This is a genomic window from Actinomadura rayongensis, assembly GCF_009831215.1.
In the GTDB taxonomy this organism is placed as follows: Bacteria; Actinomycetota; Actinomycetes; order Streptosporangiales; family Streptosporangiaceae; genus Spirillospora; species Spirillospora rayongensis.
The window spans coordinates 874331-893437 of record NZ_WUTW01000001.1; the positions used below are offsets into that span (position 1 = coordinate 874331).

The following is a 19107-nucleotide window of genomic DNA, read 5'->3' on the forward strand; positions in this document are numbered from 1 at the left end:
GGAGTCCGGGTGCTGTGCGCGTGGGCGGACTGGCGCGGCGTTGGTCGTGCTTGGGCTTTCGGGCTGGCGTGGCGCGTTGGTGTGAGGCTTGGTGCGCGCGCTTGCTTGAAGTGGCGGGGTTGGGGCGGGGTGTTGTGCGAGGGTGGGTTCGGGACGCGTTGTGTGCGCTGTGCGGGTGTGCGCGTGTGTTCGCCGTGGCTGGTTTCGGCTGTGTGGGTTTCCGGGCGGCCTGGTGGTTCGTTGCTCGTGTTGGGGGCGGCGTGGACACAAGTGTCGCGATCTTCTGCTGAAATCGTCTCTTGTGCCGCCAGGGTCTTACCGTCTCGTGCGCCGCGCCGGTCCCAGCCGAGTCGCGGCGCCGGAGCTCGATGAGCGGCAGCGGCGTGTCGTGGAGCATGACGGCGGGCCGCTGCTCGTGCTCGCGGGGCCCGGGACGGGGAAGACCACCACGATCGTCGAGGCGGTCGTGGAGCGGATCGAGAACCGGAACGTTGATCCGGAACGGGTGCTCGTTCTGACGTTCAGCCGTAAGGCCGCGGGCGAGTTGCGGCAGCGGATCACCGGGCGGCTGCGGCGCACGACACGTACGCCGCTGGCGCTCACGTTCCACAGCTACGCGTACGCGCTGCTCCATCGGGACGCCGTCGCGCGGGGGACGGAGCCGCCGCGGTTGCTGTCGGGGCCCGAGCAGCTTCTCGAAGTGCGGCGGCTGCTGGAGGGAGAGCGGGCGGACGGTGCCCGCGACTGGCCCCACGACCTTCACGAGACGCTCGCCACCCGGGGGTTCGCCGAGGAGCTAAGGGACTTCATGCTGCGGGCCGCCGAGCGCGGGATCTACGGCGACGACCTCGCGGGGCTCGGGAAGATCCGGGGACGTCCCGAATGGGTGGCCATCGGCGCGTTCATGGAGCGGTACGCGGCGCGGTTCGACGTCGATCCCGTCCCGACGCTCGACTACGGCCAGCTCATCCAGGAGGCCGCCGGCACCCTCGTGGACGAGGACGCCCTGTTCCGCGAGCGCGACGCCTACGACGTGGTGTTCGTCGACGAGTACCAGGACACCGACCCCGCCCAGGAGGACCTGCTCCAGAAGCTGGCGGGCGAGGGACGCGACCTGATCGTCGTCGGCGACCCCGACCAGTCGATCTACGGGTTCCGGGGCGCGGACGTCCGCGGCATCCAGGAGTTCCCCGACCGCTTCCGGACGATCACCGGCGCGCCGGCCCCCGTCGTCGCGCTGCGCACGTGCCGCCGGATGGGACCGGCGATCCTGGCCGCGTCCCGGCGCGTCGCGCAGCGGCTGCCCGCGTCCCCGCGTGCCGGGGACGAGCACCGCGCGCTCCTGCATCCGCCGGAGATGGAAGAGGGCGAGGTCCACGCCGTCATCGCCGACTCCGAGAGCCAGGAGGCCGCGCTCGTCGCGGACGAGCTGCGCCGCGCCCACCTGCTCGACGGCGTCCCGTGGTCGCGGATGGCGGTGCTGGTGAGGAGCGCGGCGCAGAAAGTCCCGGCGCTGCGCAGAGCGCTCGCGCAGGCGGGCGTCCCGGCGATCGTGGCGGGCGACGACGTGCCGCTGATGGCCGAGCCCGCCGTCCGCCCGTTCCTGCTGCTGCTCCGCGCCGCGCTCAAGAAGGGCTTCCTGGACGAAGAGGTCGCCGAGGACCTGCTCACCGGCCCGCTCGGCGGCGCGGACGCCCTCGCCCTGCGCCGCCTCAAGCGCGCCCTGCGGGACCTGGAGGAGATCGCGGGCCAGAACCGGACGCTCGGCGAGCTGATGGTCGCGGCCGTGAGCGACGTCGGCGAACTCGCGCTCGTCCACGAGAAGGTCCGCGCGCCCGCCGAACGGATCGCGCAGCTCATCGAGACCGCGCGCAAGAGCGCCGATCGCGGCGGGTCCGCCGAGGACGTCCTGTGGGACGTGTGGCGCGCGAGCGGACGCGCCGACGTCCTGCTGGAGCAGAGCGTGAAGGGCGGGATGCGCGGGGCGTCCGCCGACCGGGACCTCGACGCCGTCGTCGCGCTGTTCGACCACGCCGCGAGGTTCGTCGACCGGCTCCCGCACGCGGGCCCGGAGCTGTTCGTGGACGACATCGCGGGCCAGGAGATCGCGGGCGACACGCTCGCCGACCGCGCACCCGAGGGCGAGGCCGTCCGGATCCTCACCGCGCACCGCGCGAAGGGCCTGGAGTGGGACGTCGTGGTCGTCGCGGGCGTCCAGGAGGGCGTCTGGCCGGACGTGCGGCTGCGCGGATCCCTGCTCGGCCTGGAGGAACTGCTCGAATACGCGGCGGGCACCCAGATCGAGCCGGGCACGGCGGCGGGCGCGTCGATGGCCGCGAAGATGCTGCACGAGGAACGCCGCCTGTTCTACGTCGCCGCGACGCGGGCAAGGAAGCGGCTGGTCGTGACGGCCGTCGGCGGCGAGGACTCCGAGGAGCGCCCGTCGAGGTTCCTGAACGAGCTGGTCCCGGGCGCGCTGGAGCGGTCGCGGCTGGACGAGAAGACGCGCTGGCTGTCGCTGCCCGCCCTCGTCGCGGACCTGCGGTCGGTGGTCGCGGACCCGTCCCGTCCCGAGGCGCTGCGCCGCGCCGCCGCCGGCCACCTCGCCCGCCTCGCCCGCGCCGGGGTGCGCGGCGCGAGCCCCGACCAGTGGTACGCGATCACCGCGCTGTCGGATCCGGGGCCGGCGTTCGGCGACGGCGAGCAGATCCAGGTGTCGCCGTCCCAGGTCGAGACGTTCACGACGTGCGGGCTGCGCTGGCTGCTGACCTCGGCGGTCGGCGCGCAGGACGGCGGCCCGAACGAGTACGCGGCGATGGGCAAGGTCGTCCACGCGGTGGCGGAGATGGCGGGCGCGGACGACGGCGTCACCGAGGTGGACGTCGCGCGCCGCCTGGACGAGATCTGGAACGACCTGGACTTCCGCAGCGCCTGGTACTCGGAGAAGCAGCGCGACCAGGCGGCGGCGATGGTGGACAAGTTCCTCTCCTGGCACCGGCAGAACCCGAACGAGGTCGTCGCGCTGGAGGAGTCGTTCCGCGTGGACCTCGGCCGCGTCGTCATCAAGGGCCGCATCGACCGGGCCGAGCGGGACGAGCAGGGACGCGCCGTCATCATCGACATCAAGACGTCCGCCGCGCGGGTTCCGGAGCAGGACCTGGCGCGCCACCCGCAGCTCGGCGTGTACCAGTACGCGGTGATGCTCGGCGCGTTCGAGCGGCACGGGCTGATCGAGCCGGGCGGGGCCAAGCTCGTCCAGGTCGGGAAGGCGGCGTTCACCGCGAGGGCGCGCGAGCAGGAGCAGCCGCCGCCGGGCGAGGACGCCGACCCCGAGTGGCCGAAGAAGCTGGTCGAGATCGTGGCGACGGGCATGGCGAGCGACGTGTTCCAGGCGCGGGTGAACGAGAAGTGTCGGAGCTGTCCCGTACGGTCGTGCTGTCCGGTGCACGACGAGGGGGGACGGGTCGGTTCATGATCACTCCGGCGGAGCTGGCGCGCCTGCTGGAGCTGCCGGAGCCGACGCGCGAGCAGGCGGAGGTGATCGCGGCGCCGCTGGCGCCGATGGCGGTGATCGCGGGCGCGGGGTCGGGCAAGAGCGAGACGATGGCGGCCCGCGTGGTGTGGCTGGTGGCGAACGGGTTCGTCCGGCCGGAGCGGGTGCTCGGGCTGACGTTCACCCGCAAGGCCGCCGCCGAGCTGGCCGTGCGCGTCCGCAAGCGGCTGGACGCGCTGTTCGAGGCGCTGCCCGACGACGAGCTGGAACGCCTCGGCGGCGACGACCTGCGCCACGGCGAGCCGATGGTCGCGACGTACCACTCCTACGCCGCAAGGCTGTTCGGCGACCACGCGCTGCGCGAGGCGCTGGAGCCGACGATGCGGCTGATCTCCCCGGCGGTCGCGTGGCAGCTCTGCTCGCGGGTCGTGGACGCCTACGACGGCCCGATGGACCAGGTGGACTGGTCGCCCGACACGGTCACCAAGGCCGTCATGGAGCTGGCGGGCGACCTGGCCGAGCACCTGCGCGGGCCCGAGGACGTCCGGCGCGTCGGGGCGTGGCTGGACGCCCGGTTCGCCGCGCTCGCCAAGCCGCTGAACCCGCAGCGCGACATCGTCCGCAAGCAGGCCGTGCGGGAGCAGCTCCTGCCGCTGATCGAGGCGTACCGGCAGGCCAAGCGCAACCGGGAGGTCGTGGACCACGGCGACCAGATGGCGCTCGCGGCGCGCATCGCGGCCCGGCATCCCGAGGTCGGGATGATCGAGCGGTCGCGGTTCTCGGTCGTGCTGCTGGACGAGTACCAGGACACGAGCCAGGCGCAGCTGGTCCTGCTGCGGTCGCTGTTCGCCGGCGGGCACCCGGTGACGGCGGTCGGCGACCCGTGCCAGTCGATCTACGGCTGGCGCGGGGCGAGCGCGGGGAACCTGCTGCGGTTCGCGCACGACTTCCCGCGCCGTCCGGCGATCGAGGGGCCGCGCGGACGGCCCGCCGAGCCCGCGCCCGTCCGGCAGCTCAGCCGCAGCTTCCGCAACGGGGAGCGGATCCTCGCCGCCGCCGCACGCGTCCAGGAGGAACTGCGCGCCGACACCGCGCAGGTGCCGGTGCTGACGCCGGGCGCGGGCCGGGAGGCGCGCGGACGGGTCGAGTGCGCGCTGCTGCCGACCGTCGAGGACGAGGCCGAGCGCATCGCCGCCCGCATCCTCACGCTGCCGCTCTCGGAAACAGCGCCGGACGGGGAGCCGAGCGACGAGCCGCTGCGCTGGTCCGACATCGCCGTCCTCGCCCGCAAGCGCTCGCAGTTCCCGCTGATCCGGCGCGCGCTGGAGGCGCGCGGGATCCCGGTGGAGGTCGTCGGGCTCGGCGGGCTGCTGACCGTCCCGGAGGTGCAGGACGTCGTCGCGACGTTGCGCGTGATGCACGACCCGTCCGCCGGGGCGGCGCTGGCGCGGCTGCTGACCGGCCCGCGCTGGCGGCTCGGCCCGCGCGACCTGGTGGCGCTCGGCCGCCGCGCCCGCGAACTCGCGCTGGACGCCGCCCGCGACATCACGCCGCCCGAGACGCCGCCGGACGCCGCGCCGCCGGGGGAGGAAGATCCGCTGAGCCGGCTCGTCACCGAGCTGAACCAGGAGACCGGCAGCCTCATCGACGCGCTGGACGATCTCGGCCCGCCGGCCACGTTCTCGCCGGAGGGGTACGGCCGGTTGCGCCGGTTGCGCGACGAGCTGCGGCACCTGCGCTCCCAGGCCGGGCTGGCGCTGCCCGACCTCGTCACCGAGGTGGAACGCGCGCTCGGGCTGGACATCGAGGTCGCCGCGCGGTCCGGGCTCGACCCCGTCACCGCCCGCGCCGACCTGGACGCGTTCGTCGACGCCGCCGCCGCGTTCGCCGGGGACGCGGAGGACCCGACGCTCGGCGCGTTCCTGGCCTATCTGTCGGCCGCCGAGTCCGAAGAGTTCGGGCTGGAGGCCGGACGGGTCGGCGAGACCGACAGCGTGAAGCTGCTGACCGTCCACGCGTCCAAGGGCCTGGAGTGGCCGGTCGTGATCGTGCCGGGGCTGGCGTCGGCGGCGCAGAAGAACGGGGCGCCCGCGAAGGGCTCGGTGTTCCCTTCGCCGCCGCAGAACGCGACCCGCTGGACGGCCAACGCCCGCGTCCTGCCGTTCCCGCTGCGCGGCGACCGCGCGGACCTGCCCGTCCTGCGCGGCCTGGAGAAGGACGACCTCGCCGCGTTCGACGCCGCCTGCGCCGAACGCGACCTGCGCGAGGAGCGGCGGCTCGCCTACGTCGCGGTGACGCGCGCGTCGAGCCTGCTCATCGCGACCGGCTACCGGTGGGGCGCGTCGGGGCGTCCGCTCGGGCCGTCGCCGTTCCTGGAGGAGATCCGCGCGGTGTGCCTGGAGGGCGCGGGCACGGTCGCGGCGTGGGCCGAGCCGCCGGAGGACGGCGCGATGAACCCCCTGCTCGCGCGCGCCGAGGAGGGCGCGTGGCCGCCGCAGCCCGACACCGGCCCGCGCTATGCGGCGATCGTGGAGGCGGCGCGGATGGTCGAGGACGCGATGCGCGGCCGGAGCCGTCCGTGGGCGGGCCGCGACGGGCTCGCCGAGCCGGACCGGCTGCGCATGTCGGCGTGGGCGCGGGACGTGGAACTGCTGCTCGCCGAGCGCGACCGGGGCCGGGGCGGGGACGGCCTCCAGGTCGAGCTGCCCGCCCATCTGACGGTGTCGTCGCTGGTCACGCTGGCACGCGACCCGGCGGCGCTGGCCCGGCAGATCCGCCGTCCGATGCCGCGCCCGCCCGCGCCGCACGCCCGGCGCGGCACCGCGTTCCACTCCTGGCTGGAGGGTCGCTGGGGGCAGCAGCGGCTGCTGGACTTGGACGAGCTGCCCGGCGCCACCGACGCCGAGGCCGCCCCCGACACCGACTTCGACGAGCTGCGCGTGCGGTTCGAGGAGTCGGAGTGGGCCGCGCGGGAGCCGCTGGACGTCGAGGTCCCGTTCGAGACGATGATCGGGGACCGGCTCGTCCGGGGCCGGATGGACGCGGTGTTCCGCTCCGGCGCGGACGGCTACGAGGTCGTGGACTGGAAGACGGGCGCGCTCCCGTCCGACGCCGACGCCGAGGCCGCCGCCGTGCAGCTCGCCGCGTACCGGCTGGCGTGGGCGGAGCTGACGGGCGTGCCGCTGGAGCGGGTGAGCGCCGCGTTCCACTACGTCCGAGCCAACCGGACAATTCGCCCAGCCGACCTGTTGGACGCCGCCGGGCTCGCCGCGCTGCTGGAAACCGTTCCCGCGACCTGACCGGCGCGCCGTGGAATTCCAGTGGGAAAACGCGCGCACACGGCGGAGAACGCGTCCTGTTTTATCAATCCACTCCGTGGCGCCGTGCCGGGGCGCGTGGTTGCGTATGCCCGTGACGACCAGCACGAAAGGGGTGACGGGACGATGGGGGTTCCCACGGTGAACGCGGCGGTGGATGAACGGCATCCGCCGATGAAAGTGAGGCGCGTCACTTTTGATTGGTCGCGGACGCCCGTCCACTGGATCCCGGACGCACCCGCCGCCACCCATATGGTGAATTTCTTCCAAATTTTGCTGACCACGGGCGAGAAATGGTTCGTCCAGTGCGTGCAGGAGGCGACGCCGTACCTGGACGATCCGCGGCTGCGCGCCGAGATCAAGGACTTCATCGGGCAGGAGACCGTCCACGCGCGCAACCACCAGGGCGTCCTGGACCAGCTGCTCGCGCAGAACGGCCTGCCGACGGACCACATCACCGGCCCCGCGCACGCGCAGCTCGCCGAGCGCGCGAAGAAGATGGCCGAGCTGGCGCGCCGCTCGCCGCGCAGGTTCCGGCGGCGGCTGCTGTTCGAGCTGGGCGCGGTGAGCGCGATCGAGCACTACACGGCGGTCGTCGGCGAGTGGATCATCAAGAACACGGTGCTGGACGAGTGCGGCGCCGACCCGGTGATGCTGGACCTGTTCCGCTGGCACGGCGCCGAGGAGGTCGAGCACCGGTCGGTCGTGTTCGACGTGTTCGAGCAGCTCGGCGGCAAGTACCCGCTGCGCGCGGTGTCGTGGGCGATCGCGGTGGCGCTGCTGTCGTCCACGCTGGCGGCGGGCACGGTGGACCTGCTGCGCCGCGACCCGGCGATCAAGGGGCCGGTGACCCTGCCGCGCATCTACCGCTCGTACCGCAAGTCGGTGCGGCGCGGGCAGATCCCGGGCATGGCGATGTTCTTCCTCAAGGAGGGGCTGATCTATCTGCGTCCGTCGCACCACCCGTCGCAGGTGTGCTCGACGCAGCTCGCGGTGGACTACCTCAAGCGGTCCCCGGCGGCCCAGGCGGCGGGATATACACCTTACTGACCGGCCGAAACGCGTGATGACCGTCACCGGCACTGGTCAGGCGGGCGCGATTCCGGGATGATCCGTGGGCAGGAACCCGAGGAGGCGGCGTGCCGACGACCCACGACGAGAGAATCGTTGCCGAGTTCACCAAGCAGGCGGTCACGTTCGCGGATCCGACTTTGAACGGCGCGTTCGTCAACCATCTGGACCGGCTGATCGCGTTCGCCGACCCCGAACTCGACCTGGACGACGTCGTGCTGGAGGTCGCCGCCGGGACGGGCATCGTCGGCCGGGCGCTCGCGCCGCGCGTCCGGCACGTCACCGCGCTCGACCTCACCCCGGCGATGCTGGCGAGCGGCAAGTGCGACGCGGACCGGGCCGGGCTGACGAACGTCACGTTCACGCTCGGCGACGCGACCGCGCTGCCCTACCTGGACAAGTCGTACACGCTGATCATCACGCGGTTCTCCGTCCACCAGGTCGCCGACCCGGCGCGGATGATCGCCGAGATGGCGCGGGTGGGCCGGCCCGGCGCGGCGCTGATCATCGCCGACATCGTCCGACCGGACGGGCTCGACGGCGACCCGGACCGCATCGAGCGGCTGCGCGACCCGTCGCACGGCACGCTGCTCACCGCCGGGGCGATCGCGGCGCTGGTCGAGGACGCGGGCGCCGAGGTCAAGCGCACGGACCGGTACGAGATCGTCCGGCCGCTGGAGCCGTGGCTGGCGTCCGCGCGGACGCCGTCGGACGTCGCCGACCAGATCCGCGCGGAGCTGACCGGCGAGCTGGCGGGGGGTCCGGCGACGGGGATGCGGCCCGTCCGGAAAGACGGCGAACTCCACTTCACCCACTCGTACCTGCACCTTCAGGCGAATGTTGGGTGAAAGGGGCGACTTACTCGTCCAAACGTTCGACTCGGCTCGCTCGTGTGTTCTATCTTGTCGAACATGCTTTCTAGCACCGCGCTTCCCCCGGGCCGCGAGCCCGCCGCGCTGGCCATGCGCATCGGCGTCGTCGCGGCCGAGGCGGCGCTCGCCACGTTCGCGCGCAACCTCGACCTGGACGCTCTCGCCGACGGCCCGGTCGACTTCCAGGGCGCCATCAACCCGCACGAGTGGCCGGTGTTCTCGCTGGTGATCGACACGCTCGCCGAAGCGTCGCCGGACGACGGCCGCACCCTGGACGAGCGCCGCGCCGAGGCGCTGAACGACCTGGCCCGCATCTGCCTGGCCGCCAAGTCCCGCGCCGCCTGACGCCTCAGGCGTCGGGGAGGGAGCGGCGGCGGACCTTGCCGGTGCTCGTGCGGGGGAGTTCGGGGACGAACACGACGTCGCGCGGCACCTTGTAGCGGGCCAGGCGCTGTCTGACGTAGTCGCGCAGGTCGTCGGCCGTCGTCGTGGCGCCGGGGGTCAGGACGACGTGGGCCGCCAGGCGTTCGCCGAACGTGTCGTCCGGGACGCCGGTGACGGTGACCTCGGCGACGTCCTCGTGCCGGCTCAGCAGGTCCTCGACCTCGCCGGGGAAGACGTTCTCGCCGCCCGAGACGATCATGTCGTCGGCGCGGCCGTCCACGAACAGGCGTCCGGCGGCGTCCAGGTGGCCGAGGTCGCCGGTCGCGGTCAGGCCGTCGCGGACGTCCTTGCCGCCCCCGCCGGTGTAGCCGGTGAAGCGCAGGCCGCCGCCGGTGTAGATCTCGCCGGTCTCGCCCGGGGGGAGTTCGCGGCCGTCCTCGGCCAGGATCCCGACCTTGATGCCGAGGGACGGGCGGCCGACCGTGCCGGGCGCTTCACGCAGGTCCGCGGGGGTCGCGATGGTGGCCCAGCCGGTCTCGGTGGCGCCGTAGAGGTTGCGCAGGACGTCGCCGAACTCGTCCATGAACCGCTCCGAGAGATGTGGGAGCAGCGCCGATCCGCCGCACATCACCGTTTTCAGCGACATGGGGCGCGGCCCGTACGGGACGTCCAGCATCCGCTGCAGCATGATCGGCACGGCGACGAGCGTGCCCGCCTCGTGCCGCTCGATCGCCGCGAGCGTCGCGGCTGGGTCGAACCGGCAGGACAGGACGACCGGCGAGCCGAGCGCCAGCCCCATCATCAGGAACCCGAAGCCGAGGACGTGGAACAGCGGCGGCGCCACGACCACCGGCGACCCCGACCGCATCGGCGCGCGCCGCGCGAACGACAGGCCGCCCGCGAGCAGCGCGGGCAGCGAGTAGTCGTGGCGGGCGCCCTTGGGGGTGCCGGTCGTCCCGGACGTCATGATGACGAGCCGGCCCGGACGTTCGGGCGAGAACGGGACCGGCTCGACGTCCTCGATCAGCGAGCCGAGCTGCGCGTCGCCGTAGCTGTGGACGCGGACCCCGGCGAATCCGGACTCGTCCACCAGCCCGTCGAACTCGGCGTCGTGCAGCAGCAGCGCGATGCCCTCGCGCTCGGCGACGGCGCCGAGCTGCGGCGCGGAGAAGTCGGTGTTCAGCAGGACGACGTCGTGGCCCAGCCGCGACAGGCCCAGCACGGCGAGGACGAAGCCGCGGTGGTTGCGGGCGAGGACGCCGATCCGTCCGTCCCCGGTGACGCTGCCGCGCAGCGCGGTGGCGAGCGCGGCGGCCTTGCGCTCCAGCTCGGCGAACGTCAGCGTGCCGCGCTCGTCGATCAGCGCGACGCGGTGCGGGAAGCGCAGCGCCGACATCGCGCCGACGACCGCCGGGACGGGCCCGTACCGCGTCAGCTGGAACGGGACGCGCGCCAGCCGGTCGGGGCGCGCGGTGCCGGCGAGGAGGTTGCCCGCCAGCGTCCGGATCGTCTCCAGCGGCATGACGGCGGCCTCCCTCGCGAGCGTCTTCTGTCGGACTACCCGGATATAACGGCATCAGCCCCGCCGGTGCTAGCCACAGAAGGAACAAATGGCCACAGAACTGCCCAAAATCTCCGCCCCCGCCGCCGCGCCCTCGCGGCGGCGGGCCACGACGACCTGGAGAGCCTGACGACCGCGACCGAACGCGAGATCGCCGACCTGCACGGCATGGGCCCGAAGGCCCTCAGCGCACTGCGCGCCGCCCTCGCCGAACACGACCTCGCGTTCAAGCCGCGCTGAGCGCGAGGCCGACGCGTTCGGGCGCGCCGTGCGCGGGGACCCGGCTCGCCGTCGCGTGCCTTCGCGTTCGGGACGGTGCGAGCGCCGGGGCCGTGACCCGCGGCGCGGCCGGTGTCCCGCGCGGCCTCGGGCTCAGAGGGGGTTGAGGGTGGGGACGTAGGCGGCGGCGCGGTCGGCGTCGCGGGCCCAGCGGGCGCGCAGGTTCGCCTTCGCGGGGAACGGGACGCCCGCCAGGAGCGCTCGCACGCCTGGACGGTCGGCGTAGCCGGAGCCGGTCAGGGCGCGGCGGACGGTCCGCCAGAGGTCGCGGTCGAGGGCGGGATGCAGGTCGGCCACGGCCGCCGCGACCTCCGCCAGGTGGTTGACGAACAGGCAGTACACGACGCGGTTCCAGCCGCGCTCGGCGTCGTAGGAGACGGCGTCGCGGACGGCGGCCGGGACGCCGCGCAGGTCCCAGCGTCCGGCGGTGAGCTTGGTGCCCTCCAGGTCGCGGAACACCGCGCGGACGGGCATTCCGTCGTCATCGACCGTCATCAGCACGTTCTGCAGATGCGGTTCGAGCACGACGCCGTGGTCGAGGTACGCGGCGAGGACGGGACGCAGCGTCAGCCGCACGTACGCGTCCCACCAGCGCGCCGCGCCGTCCGGCGAGGCGAGCGCGGGCAGCCCGGCGAGCGCGGTCCCGTACGGGTCGGCGAGCGCGGCGGCGAGCAGCGGCGTGCCGGGCAGGCCGCGCACGCCCTGCCGGACGATCGTCCCGAAGCCCTCGTAGAGGCGCGGGTCGGCGAGGGCGACCGTCCGGTAGGCGGGCTCGGCGAGCAGGTCGGCGTCCAGGCCCGCGAAGACCGGGCGCAGCAGGCCGTCCAGCAGCACCGCGCCCTCCAGCTCGTACCAGGCGTTCTTGCGGACGCAGTTGGTGATCCGCACGTCCAGGCTGAACTTGAGGAACAGGTCGGCGTCGGGCACGTGGACCGTCCGGACGGACGACGTCGGGTACACGAGCGGGCCGCCCGCGCCGAGGTCGCGCACGACGCCGTCCGCGAGCGCGCGCCGCAGCACCGGACGCGCCGCGAGCAGCGCGAACTGCCACGGATGCACCGGAAGCGGACGGTATCCGGGCGGCACCGGCGGCGCGTCCAGCGCGGCGAACGCGGCCGGGTCGCCGCCCTCGGCGACCGCGTCGGCGCGCACCGCGAGCCAGTGCGCGCGGAACCGCGCCCGCGCCTCGGGCGCGTACGGCAGCCAGTCGGCGGGCGCGCCCTGCCGGGCCTTCGGCGACGGATGGAACCGGTGCCCGGCGACGAGGGAGCGCTCGGAGGCGAGGTAGGGGTCCGGGTCGTCCGGGACGCCGGCGCGCGCGGCGAGGATCGCGTCGAGCGCCGTCCGGCTGTCGCGGACCTGGGCGGGGAACTCGGGGTTCGCGCGGCCGGTCGCCAGCTCCAGCTCGCCTGCGGCGAGGTCGGCGATCCGCTCCCAGCGGGCCGGCTCCCACGCGTCGCCGCGCCGCTCCTCGACCGGCGGGACGAGCCGGAACGTCGGGCCCACCGGAGGCCGCGCCAGGCCCGCGCGCAGCCGGACCCCGGCGCGGGGGAGCCGCAGGACGAGCCGTCCGCCGTCCCGCCACACCTGGCGGTCGGGCGCGCAGACCTCGCGGACGAGGCAGTTCAGCAGCGCGAGGGCCGTGGCGTCGTCGGCGGTCACGGTCCGGTGGGTCAGCAGCACGTCGCGTCCCGGAGGTAGTTCGGCCCGCTCGGGCCGTAGTGCTTGTTGATGTCGGCGGCCCCGATGCGGGCCTTGTCCACGAGCGTTCCGGCGGTGAGCATGGCCTTGGTCGGCAGCCGGGGCGCGTCCAGCGTGCGGGCGCGCAGGAACGCGGCCACGTCGGGGCCCTGCCGCGCGGCGGCGCGGTGCTCGGCGGTGAGCGCGGCGTCCAGGCGGTCCCGGACGAGCGCGACCGCGTCCGGCAGCAGGCCCCGCGCTTCCAGCTCGAACGCGGGGGCGGCGGCGCAGAGGCGGAGCGTGATGGTGGTGAACACGCGGGCCAGCGCTTCGGGGTCGCGGGTGCGCATCCGGATGTCGGTGAACGGTGCGTCGGCCAACATTCCGTCGTTGTCCTTGATGAGCAGCCGGACGTCGCGCGGGTCGTCGCCGAGCACCAGCGCGACGTTCTGCTGATGCGCTTCCAGCGCGATCCCGTACCGGAACAACGTTACGTTTACGCTGAAGAGGGCGTCGAGGTAGGCGCGGAAGAGGGTCGCGACGTCCCAGCGCGCGATGACCGGGCCGCCTTCGGGGTCTTCGGCGAGCAGCGCGGCGACCGGCACGACGTGCTCGTCCGCGGTCTCGGCCGGGAACCGCCGGACGAGGTACCCGAGCAGCGGCGACCCGGCGTGCCCGTACGTCTGCTCGTCGGCGAGCAGGACGGGCAGGTGCGGCTCGCGCCCCAGGACGCGGCGCAGCACCCGTTCGGCGAGCGCGCCGTCCGCGAGCGTCGCCGGGACGATCGTCCGCCGGTTCCGCAGGCCCAGCGTGCTCGTCGGCAGCGGGACCTTGACGTGCGTCAGCGGGTCGACGGCGACCGTCCGCATCGACAGCGTCGGCCGCACCGGCGTGGCGGGGCCGGTCATCTCGCCGTCCAGCAGAGGCGCGGTGAGCGGATGCACGGGGAACAGGTCGCCGGGCCACCACGGCGGCGGCGTCCCGGCGGCCTCGACGCGCGGCGCCCGCGTCCAGCGCAACGCGAACTCCGGCGCGTGCTCGGGCGCGTACCGCTCCAGGTCGGCGGCCGTCAGTCCGGTCCGCGCGCGGCCGAGCGGATGGACGGGATGGTCGGTGAACGCGGCGAGCGTGTCGTAGAAGACGCCGGGCCCGAGCCGGTCCGCGCCGCGCAACCGCGCCAGCACACCCGGCTGGATCGCGTCGTGGACACGCCGCGCCGCGAGCGCGTCCCGACACTCGCGCTCGAACGCGGCCACGTCGTCACGCGGGTCGGCGAGCGCCCGAACGGCCGCGAACACATCGTCGAGCAACAGTCCGCCCCCACCCGCCGCGCCCTGCCGCAGACGACCGTCCCGACTGAGCGGGGGTTCGCACGTCCAGTCGGACGTTGTGCCGGGGCGTAGGGGGACGTCTCGGCCGGGGAGGCTGAGGACGCCGTTGTGGACGCGGGTGCTCAGGCCCGCGTAGTTCTCGCGCAGAAGGGCGTCCAGGACGCGGGCGGCGAGCTGTGCCTCGGGCGCGCGGCCGTCCGGGTGACCGGCGTCCGTTTCGGCCGCGCGGGCGGGGTGGCGTGGTGCCTGGTTAGCGCCGTGCGGTTCGGTCACGTGACCGTCCAGGTGCGGGTGGCGCGGTAGCGGGCGATCGCGGCGTCGACCGTCGCCGGGTCCGGGCCGATCGCGCGGATCGTGCCGAGGTAGTCGCGGTTGGTGCGGGTGATCTCGATCGTCTCGCCGACGGCGCGTTGGGGGCGGTAGGAGACGTGGACGGCGCCGTCTCGGACGGTCTCGACGTCGGGTGCGGCGGTCAGCGTGCCGGGGACGGTCGCTAGGACGACCTCGGCCGCCGCGTGCCGGTCGGGTGCGGGTGTTGCTGGGGGGAGTCGGCGGCCTAGGTGCACGTTGAGGACCTGCTCGAACAGCGGCACGTCCAGCAGGTCGGCCATGAGGAAGTCGCAGTGGTCGCCGATCAGGCGGTAGTTCACCTCGATGATCCGCGCGCGTCCGGCGTGGACGGTGAACTCGGTGTGGCACGCGCCGAAGCCGACGCCGAGCGCGGCGAGCTGCCGCAGGATCTGCGGGGTCTCGGGCGGGGGCGGGGCCCAGTCGAGGCGTTCTTCGATGAAGTGCGGGGGCGGGGACAGGCGCGTCCGGTACGAGCCGAGGACGCGCGTCTCGACGCCGTCGCCGAGGGTTTCGAGAGTCCGCAGCTCGCCGGGCAGGTACTCCTCGACGATCAGCGGGTCGTCCCGGCGGGCGGCGATCTCGGCGCGGCGGGCCGCGAGTTCGGCCGCGTCCGCGACGAGGAACACGTCCTCGCTGGCCACGCCGCCGCGCGGCTTCAGGACGAGCGGGTACGGCGCGTCGGAAGGGACGGCGTCGGCGGCGGCGCAGAACACCGGGTCGAGACCGGCGAGATGGCGGCGCGCGAGCGCCTTGTCCTTGGCGCGCAGAGCCGCGCGCCAGTCCTTGCCGGGCAGCCCGAAATAGGCGGCGGCGAGCGCGACCGGCGTCTGGAGGAAGTCGCTGTTGCTGAAAAGAGCGAGCGGGTCGTTCACGGCGGCGACGATCGACCGGACGTCGGTGACGTCGCAGCGCACGACCGGCCCGTCGAACGCGTGGTCGCCCGGACGGTCGGTGAGCAGCACGACCGGGACGCCGAGCCGCGCGGCGGCGGGCAGGAACCCGTGGTCCACGGAGTCGGTGGCCTTCCCGGCGACGAGGTACAGCGCGGCCACGACCGCCCCTTCAGTGAGGTAAGCCTTGCCTAACAGAGCGTGGTCATCATAGGGCGGCCGGAACCGGGCGCGTGCGGGAACCGGGGAGATCGTCGGGGAGGATGGACGGCATGGACCTCGTTGACCGCTGGGTCGCGCTCGCCGGGGAGCAGGCCCGCCGCATCGGCGCCGACCTCGCCGAACGCTACGCCGAACCGCACCGCCGCTATCACACCGGCGCGCACCTGGCCGCCGTCCTGGACCTCGTGGACGAGCTGGCCGCCCACGCCGAGGACCCCGACGCCGTAAGGCTCGCCGCCTGGTTCCACGACGCCGTGTACGACCCGCAGCGCGCCGACAACGAGGAGCGCAGCGCCCGCCTCGCGGCCCGGATCCTCGGCGGGACGGACCTGGCGGAGGCGACGGTCGCGGAGGTCGTCCGGCTCGTCCGGCTCACGACCAACCACGACCCCGAGGAGGGCGACGGCAACGGCGCGGTGCTGTGCGACGCGGACCTGGCCGTCCTCGGCGCGGAACCGGACGCCTACGCCGCGTACGCCGCCGCCGTCCGCGAGGAGTACGCGTTCGTCCCCGAGGAGATCTTCCGGGCGGCGCGCGCCGAGGTTCTGCACGGGCTCGCCGACGTCCCGTCCCTCTACCGGACGCCCGAGGCCCGCGCCCGCTTCGAGGACCGGGCCCGCGCCAACATCCGCACCGAACTCATGCTCCTCGGCGCTTAGGCCGGCGCAGCCCCGCCGCCTTGAGACGCAGGAGCAGTTCCCGGCAGCCGACCGCCTGCGCGCCCGCCGCCAGCGCCGCCGCGTACAGGTCCTCGGGGACGTCGTAGTGGTCGCGGTCGAACGCGCGCGGCGGCATCCCGATCCGCGCCGCGAACGTGTGCAGCTCGTCGTAGGAGACGTCGCTGACCAGATGCGACCAGACCCGTCCGCGCGCGGGCCACAGCGGCGGATCTATGTAGATCACGGACTCGCCTCCCCTAGAGTGCGTGTGCAGAGACGACACTAGGGGGATTCCGGCAGGTGAACGACGTAGTCCGGTATATCGCGGCGCACCGCGACGCCTTCCTCTCCGATCTCACGGAGTGGCTGTCCATCCCGTCGGTGTCCGGCGACCCGGCCCGCGCCGGGGACGTGCGGCGCTCCGCCGAATGGCTCGCCGCGCACCTGCGGCGCACCGGGTTCCCGACCGTCGAGGTCTGGGAGACCGGCGGCCACCCGGCCGTGTTCGCCGAGTGGCCCGCCGCCGACGCGCAAGCGCCCGCCGCGCTCGTCTACGGGCACCACGACGTCCAGCCCGTCGAGCCGCTGGACGAATGGGAGACCGACCCGTTCGCGCCCGTCCGGCAAGGTGACCGGCTGATCGGTCGCGGCACGTCCGACGACAAGGGCCAGATCTTCTTCCACACCGTCGGGCTGCGCGCCGGGCTGGCCGCGTCGAAGGCGTCCGCGCCGCCCGTCACGCTGAAGCTGCTGGTGGAGGGCGAGGAAGAGTCCGGGTCCGTTCATTTCGCGGACCTGCTGCGGGAGCGGCGCGACCGGCTCGCGTGCGACGTCGTCGTCATCAGCGACACGACGATGTGGGCGCAGGACGTCCCGTCCATGTGCACGGGGATGCGCGGACTCACCGAGGTCGAACTGACCGTGCGCGGACCGGACACCGACCTGCACTCCGGGTCGTTCGGCGGGGCCGTCCCGAACCCGCTGCACGCGCTCGCGACGATGGTCGCCGCGCTGCACGACGCGGACGGACGCGTCACGCTCCCCGGCTTCTACGACGACGTGATCCCGCTGACCGACGACGAACGCGTCCTGTTCGCCAAGCTGCCGTTCGACGAGGACGCGTGGCTGCGCACCGCCGGGAACAGCCGCGCCGCATATGGCGAGGCCGGTTATACGACGCTGGAACGCGTCTGGGCCCGTCCCACCGCCGAGGTCAACGGGATGTGGGGCGGGCACACCGGGCCGGGCGGCAAGACGATCGTCCCGCGCGAGGCGCACGCCAAGATCTCGTTCCGGCTCGTCGCGGGGCAGGATCCGGTGCGCGTCCAGGAGCAGTTCCGCGCGTGGGTCGCCGCGCACACGCCGCCGGGCGTCGCGGTCGAGGTGCGGATCCCGGGCGGCGGCGTCCGGCCGTGCTTCTCCCCGATCGACTCGCCGGGCGTGCGCGCCGCCCGCACCGCGATGGAGCGGGCGTTCGGCACCGAGATCCTGTTCACCCGCGAGGGCGGCAGCGGGCCCGAGGCCGATCTCGCGGACGTCCTCGGCGCGCCGCTGGTGTTCCTCGCCGTCGGCCTGGCCGGCGACCGCATCCACGCGCCGAACGAGAAGGTCGAGATCCCGCTGCTGCTGAAGGGCGCGGAGGCCGCCGCGTACCTGTGGGACGAACTCGCCGCCGCACTGCGTTAGGGACGATCGTGGAAACAACGCCGCTGGAATGGCTCGCCCTCGCGCGCGGGGACCTGGACCGCGCGGGCGACCGCCGCCGCGACGCGGACTGGATCGCCGCGCTGTGGAAGGATCCGCGCGCCCGCGTGCTCGTCGTGGAGAAGGGCCGCGCGCTCGTCGCGGACCGCAGCGAACTGGTCGAAGTCGCGCCCGCCGACGCCCCGCCCGGCGACCCGTGGCTGCTCGGCGTCGAGCCCGACGGGACGCCGCACTTCGCCGTCGCCGGGCCGCTGCCCGTCGTGGAGGGCGCCGAACCGGCCGGGATCCGGCACGTCGGCGCGCTGCTCGGCGACCGCGACTCGGGGCTGCTGACGCTCGCCGTCGCGCTCGCGCACTGGCACGCCACGCACCGGTTCTGCCCGCGCTGCGGGACGGAGACGCGCGTCGAGTCCGCCGGGCACGTCCGCGTCTGCCCGAACGACGGCAGCGAGCACCACCCGCGCGTCGACCCGGCCGTGATCATGCTCGTCCGGGACGACGACGACCGCGTCCTGCTCGCGCGCGGCCCGCAGTGGCCCGCCGACCGCCGCTCGATCCTCGCCGGGTTCGTGGAGCCGGGGGAGTCGCTGGAGCAGGCCGTCGCGCGGGAGGTGCGGGAAGAGGTGGGGATCGAGGTCCGGGACGTCCGGTACCTCGGCAGTCAGCCGTGGCCGCTGCCGCAGAGCCTCATGCTGGGGTTCTTCGCGCGGGCGGACGGTTCGACGCTCCTGCGTCCGGACAGCGCCGAGATAACCGACGCCGATTGGTACTCGCGGGACGAGCTGACCGCCGCTATCGAATCCGGCGACATCATCGCGCCCGGCCCGCTGTCCATCGCCGCCCAGCTCATCATGCGCTGGTACGGCGGGCCGCTGCCGCACATGCCGGACTTCTGAGACGCGAAGAGCCCGTCCGTCCGGACGGGCTCTCCACGTCGTTCGCTCAAAGGGCGCCGAGTTCGGCCAGGTGCCGCTTGACCTCCTTGGCGCTGGGGTTCGTCAGCACCACGTCGTCGCCGATCGTGACGGTCGGGACGGTCTGGTTGCCGCCGTTCACGCTCATCACGAACTCGGCGGCGGCGGGGTCGCGCTCGATGTCGATCTCCACCATCTCGATGCCCTCGCGGGCGAGCTGGGACTTCAGGCGGCGGCAGAATCCGCACCAGGTCGTCGTGTACATGGTGAGGGGCGTGGCCATCGGTGCGTCGTCTCCTCGCTGCTCGGGCGTCTCGGCGTCTGGAACAACAGCGCCGCCGGGTGCGGCATTCCGGAGGTTATCCACAACCCCTCGGCT

At 73.9% G+C, this 19107-nt stretch carries 15 protein-coding genes; 9 read left to right on the forward strand and 6 right to left on the reverse strand.

Going from position 1 to position 19107, the window contains the following annotated elements:
• Nucleotides 1–325 precede the first annotated feature (325 nt).
• The 5 genes from GQ466_RS04230 to GQ466_RS04250 all read left to right on the forward strand — a co-directional run bounded on the left by GQ466_RS04230 (nt 326) and on the right by GQ466_RS04250 (nt 9098).
• Complete coding sequence (locus tag GQ466_RS04230) at nt 326–3475, forward strand: UvrD-helicase domain-containing protein (protein WP_161101422.1); 3150 nt, start codon at nt 326–328, stop codon at nt 3473–3475.
• The gene (locus GQ466_RS04235) at nt 3472–6792 is read left to right on the forward strand and encodes an ATP-dependent DNA helicase (RefSeq protein ID WP_161101423.1); all 3321 of its coding nucleotides are present in this window, start codon (nt 3472–3474) and stop codon (nt 6790–6792) included. Before GQ466_RS04230 ends, GQ466_RS04235 begins: the two co-directional genes overlap by 4 nt.
• 192 nt (nt 6793–6984) lie before the next feature.
• Nucleotides 6985–7860 carry a metal-dependent hydrolase gene (locus GQ466_RS04240; RefSeq protein WP_237417593.1) on the forward strand — a complete coding sequence of 292 codons (876 nt, stop codon included), beginning with the start codon at nt 6985–6987 and terminating at the stop codon, nt 7858–7860.
• 89 nt (nt 7861–7949) lie between these two features.
• Nucleotides 7950–8729, forward strand: coding sequence for a methyltransferase domain-containing protein (locus tag GQ466_RS04245; RefSeq protein ID WP_161101425.1), 780 nt, complete (start codon nt 7950–7952; stop codon nt 8727–8729).
• Nucleotides 8730–8792: 63 nt separating this feature from the next.
• Nucleotides 8793–9098: a hypothetical protein gene (locus GQ466_RS04250; RefSeq protein ID WP_161101426.1), complete on the forward strand. Its 306-nt coding sequence runs from the start codon at nt 8793–8795 to the stop codon at nt 9096–9098.
• A 4-nt stretch (nt 9099–9102) separates the two neighbouring features.
• On the opposite strand, the gene GQ466_RS04255 is transcribed toward GQ466_RS04250, so the two are convergent.
• Entirely contained in the window at nt 9103–10659 is a 1557-nt protein-coding gene (locus GQ466_RS04255) for an AMP-binding protein (protein ID WP_161101427.1), read from the reverse strand.
• Between the two features lie 66 nt (nt 10660–10725).
• On the opposite strand from GQ466_RS04255, the gene GQ466_RS04260 reads away from it, so the two are divergent.
• A complete protein-coding gene (locus tag GQ466_RS04260) occupies nt 10726–10938 on the forward strand; it encodes a helix-hairpin-helix domain-containing protein (RefSeq protein WP_161101428.1) in 213 nt (70 codons plus the stop codon).
• 132 nt (nt 10939–11070) lie between these two features.
• Here the strand turns inward: GQ466_RS04260 and GQ466_RS04265 are convergent, their stop codons facing one another.
• Genes GQ466_RS04265 through GQ466_RS04275 form a run of 3 tightly spaced genes read right to left on the reverse strand, consistent with a single transcriptional unit; the run spans nt 11071 to nt 15391 of the window.
• Nucleotides 11071–12660, reverse strand: coding sequence for an IucA/IucC family protein (locus tag GQ466_RS04265; protein ID WP_161101429.1), 1590 nt, complete (start codon nt 12658–12660; stop codon nt 11071–11073).
• A complete protein-coding gene (locus GQ466_RS04270; RefSeq protein WP_161101430.1) occupies nt 12651–14261 on the reverse strand; it encodes an IucA/IucC family protein in 1611 nt (536 codons plus the stop codon). The genes GQ466_RS04265 and GQ466_RS04270 overlap by 10 nt, the downstream gene beginning before the upstream one ends.
• Complete coding sequence (locus GQ466_RS04275) at nt 14258–15391, reverse strand: siderophore biosynthesis protein (protein WP_161101431.1); 1134 nt, start codon at nt 15389–15391, stop codon at nt 14258–14260. The genes GQ466_RS04270 and GQ466_RS04275 overlap by 4 nt, the downstream gene beginning before the upstream one ends.
• A gap of 110 nt (nt 15392–15501) precedes the next feature.
• Between GQ466_RS04275 and GQ466_RS04280 the strand changes: the two genes are divergently transcribed.
• Nucleotides 15502–16110, forward strand: coding sequence for an HD domain-containing protein (locus GQ466_RS04280; RefSeq protein WP_161101432.1), 609 nt, complete (start codon nt 15502–15504; stop codon nt 16108–16110).
• On the opposite strand, the gene GQ466_RS04285 is transcribed toward GQ466_RS04280, so the two are convergent.
• Entirely contained in the window at nt 16091–16354 is a 264-nt protein-coding gene (locus tag GQ466_RS04285; protein ID WP_161101433.1) for a DUF4031 domain-containing protein, read from the reverse strand. The two genes, GQ466_RS04280 and GQ466_RS04285, sit on opposite strands and share 20 nt — an antisense overlap.
• Nucleotides 16355–16410: 56 nt before the next feature.
• On the opposite strand from GQ466_RS04285, the gene GQ466_RS04290 reads away from it, so the two are divergent.
• Both GQ466_RS04290 and nudC read left to right on the forward strand, forming a co-directional pair.
• Nucleotides 16411–17796 carry a dipeptidase gene (locus GQ466_RS04290; protein WP_161101434.1) on the forward strand — a complete coding sequence of 462 codons (1386 nt, stop codon included), beginning with the start codon at nt 16411–16413 and terminating at the stop codon, nt 17794–17796.
• A gap of 8 nt (nt 17797–17804) precedes the next feature.
• Complete coding sequence (gene nudC / locus GQ466_RS04295; RefSeq protein ID WP_337193311.1) at nt 17805–18710, forward strand: NAD(+) diphosphatase; 906 nt, start codon at nt 17805–17807, stop codon at nt 18708–18710.
• Nucleotides 18711–18756: 46 nt separating this feature from the next.
• Here nudC and GQ466_RS04300 read toward each other — a convergent pair whose 3' ends face one another.
• Nucleotides 18757–19011 (reverse strand): mycoredoxin, encoded by a 255-nt coding sequence (locus GQ466_RS04300; RefSeq protein WP_161101435.1) that lies wholly within the window; start codon nt 19009–19011, stop codon nt 18757–18759.
• Nucleotides 19012–19107: the final 96 nt, after the last annotated feature.

Coding starts and splice junctions, on each gene's coding strand:
- GQ466_RS04235 (WP_161101423.1), top strand. CDS start 3,472: ATGATCACTCCGGCGGAGCTGGCGCGCCTGCTGGAGCTGCCGGAGCCG.
- GQ466_RS04240 (WP_237417593.1), top strand. CDS start 6,985: ATGAAAGTGAGGCGCGTCACTTTTGATTGGTCGCGGACGCCCGTCCAC.
- GQ466_RS04250 (WP_161101426.1), top strand. CDS start 8,793: ATGCTTTCTAGCACCGCGCTTCCCCCGGGCCGCGAGCCCGCCGCGCTG.
- GQ466_RS04255 (WP_161101427.1), bottom strand. CDS start 10,659: ATGCCGCTGGAGACGATCCGGACGCTGGCGGGCAACCTCCTCGCCGGC.
- GQ466_RS04280 (WP_161101432.1), top strand. CDS start 15,502: ATGGACCTCGTTGACCGCTGGGTCGCGCTCGCCGGGGAGCAGGCCCGC.
- GQ466_RS04300 (WP_161101435.1), bottom strand. CDS start 19,011: ATGGCCACGCCCCTCACCATGTACACGACGACCTGGTGCGGATTCTGC.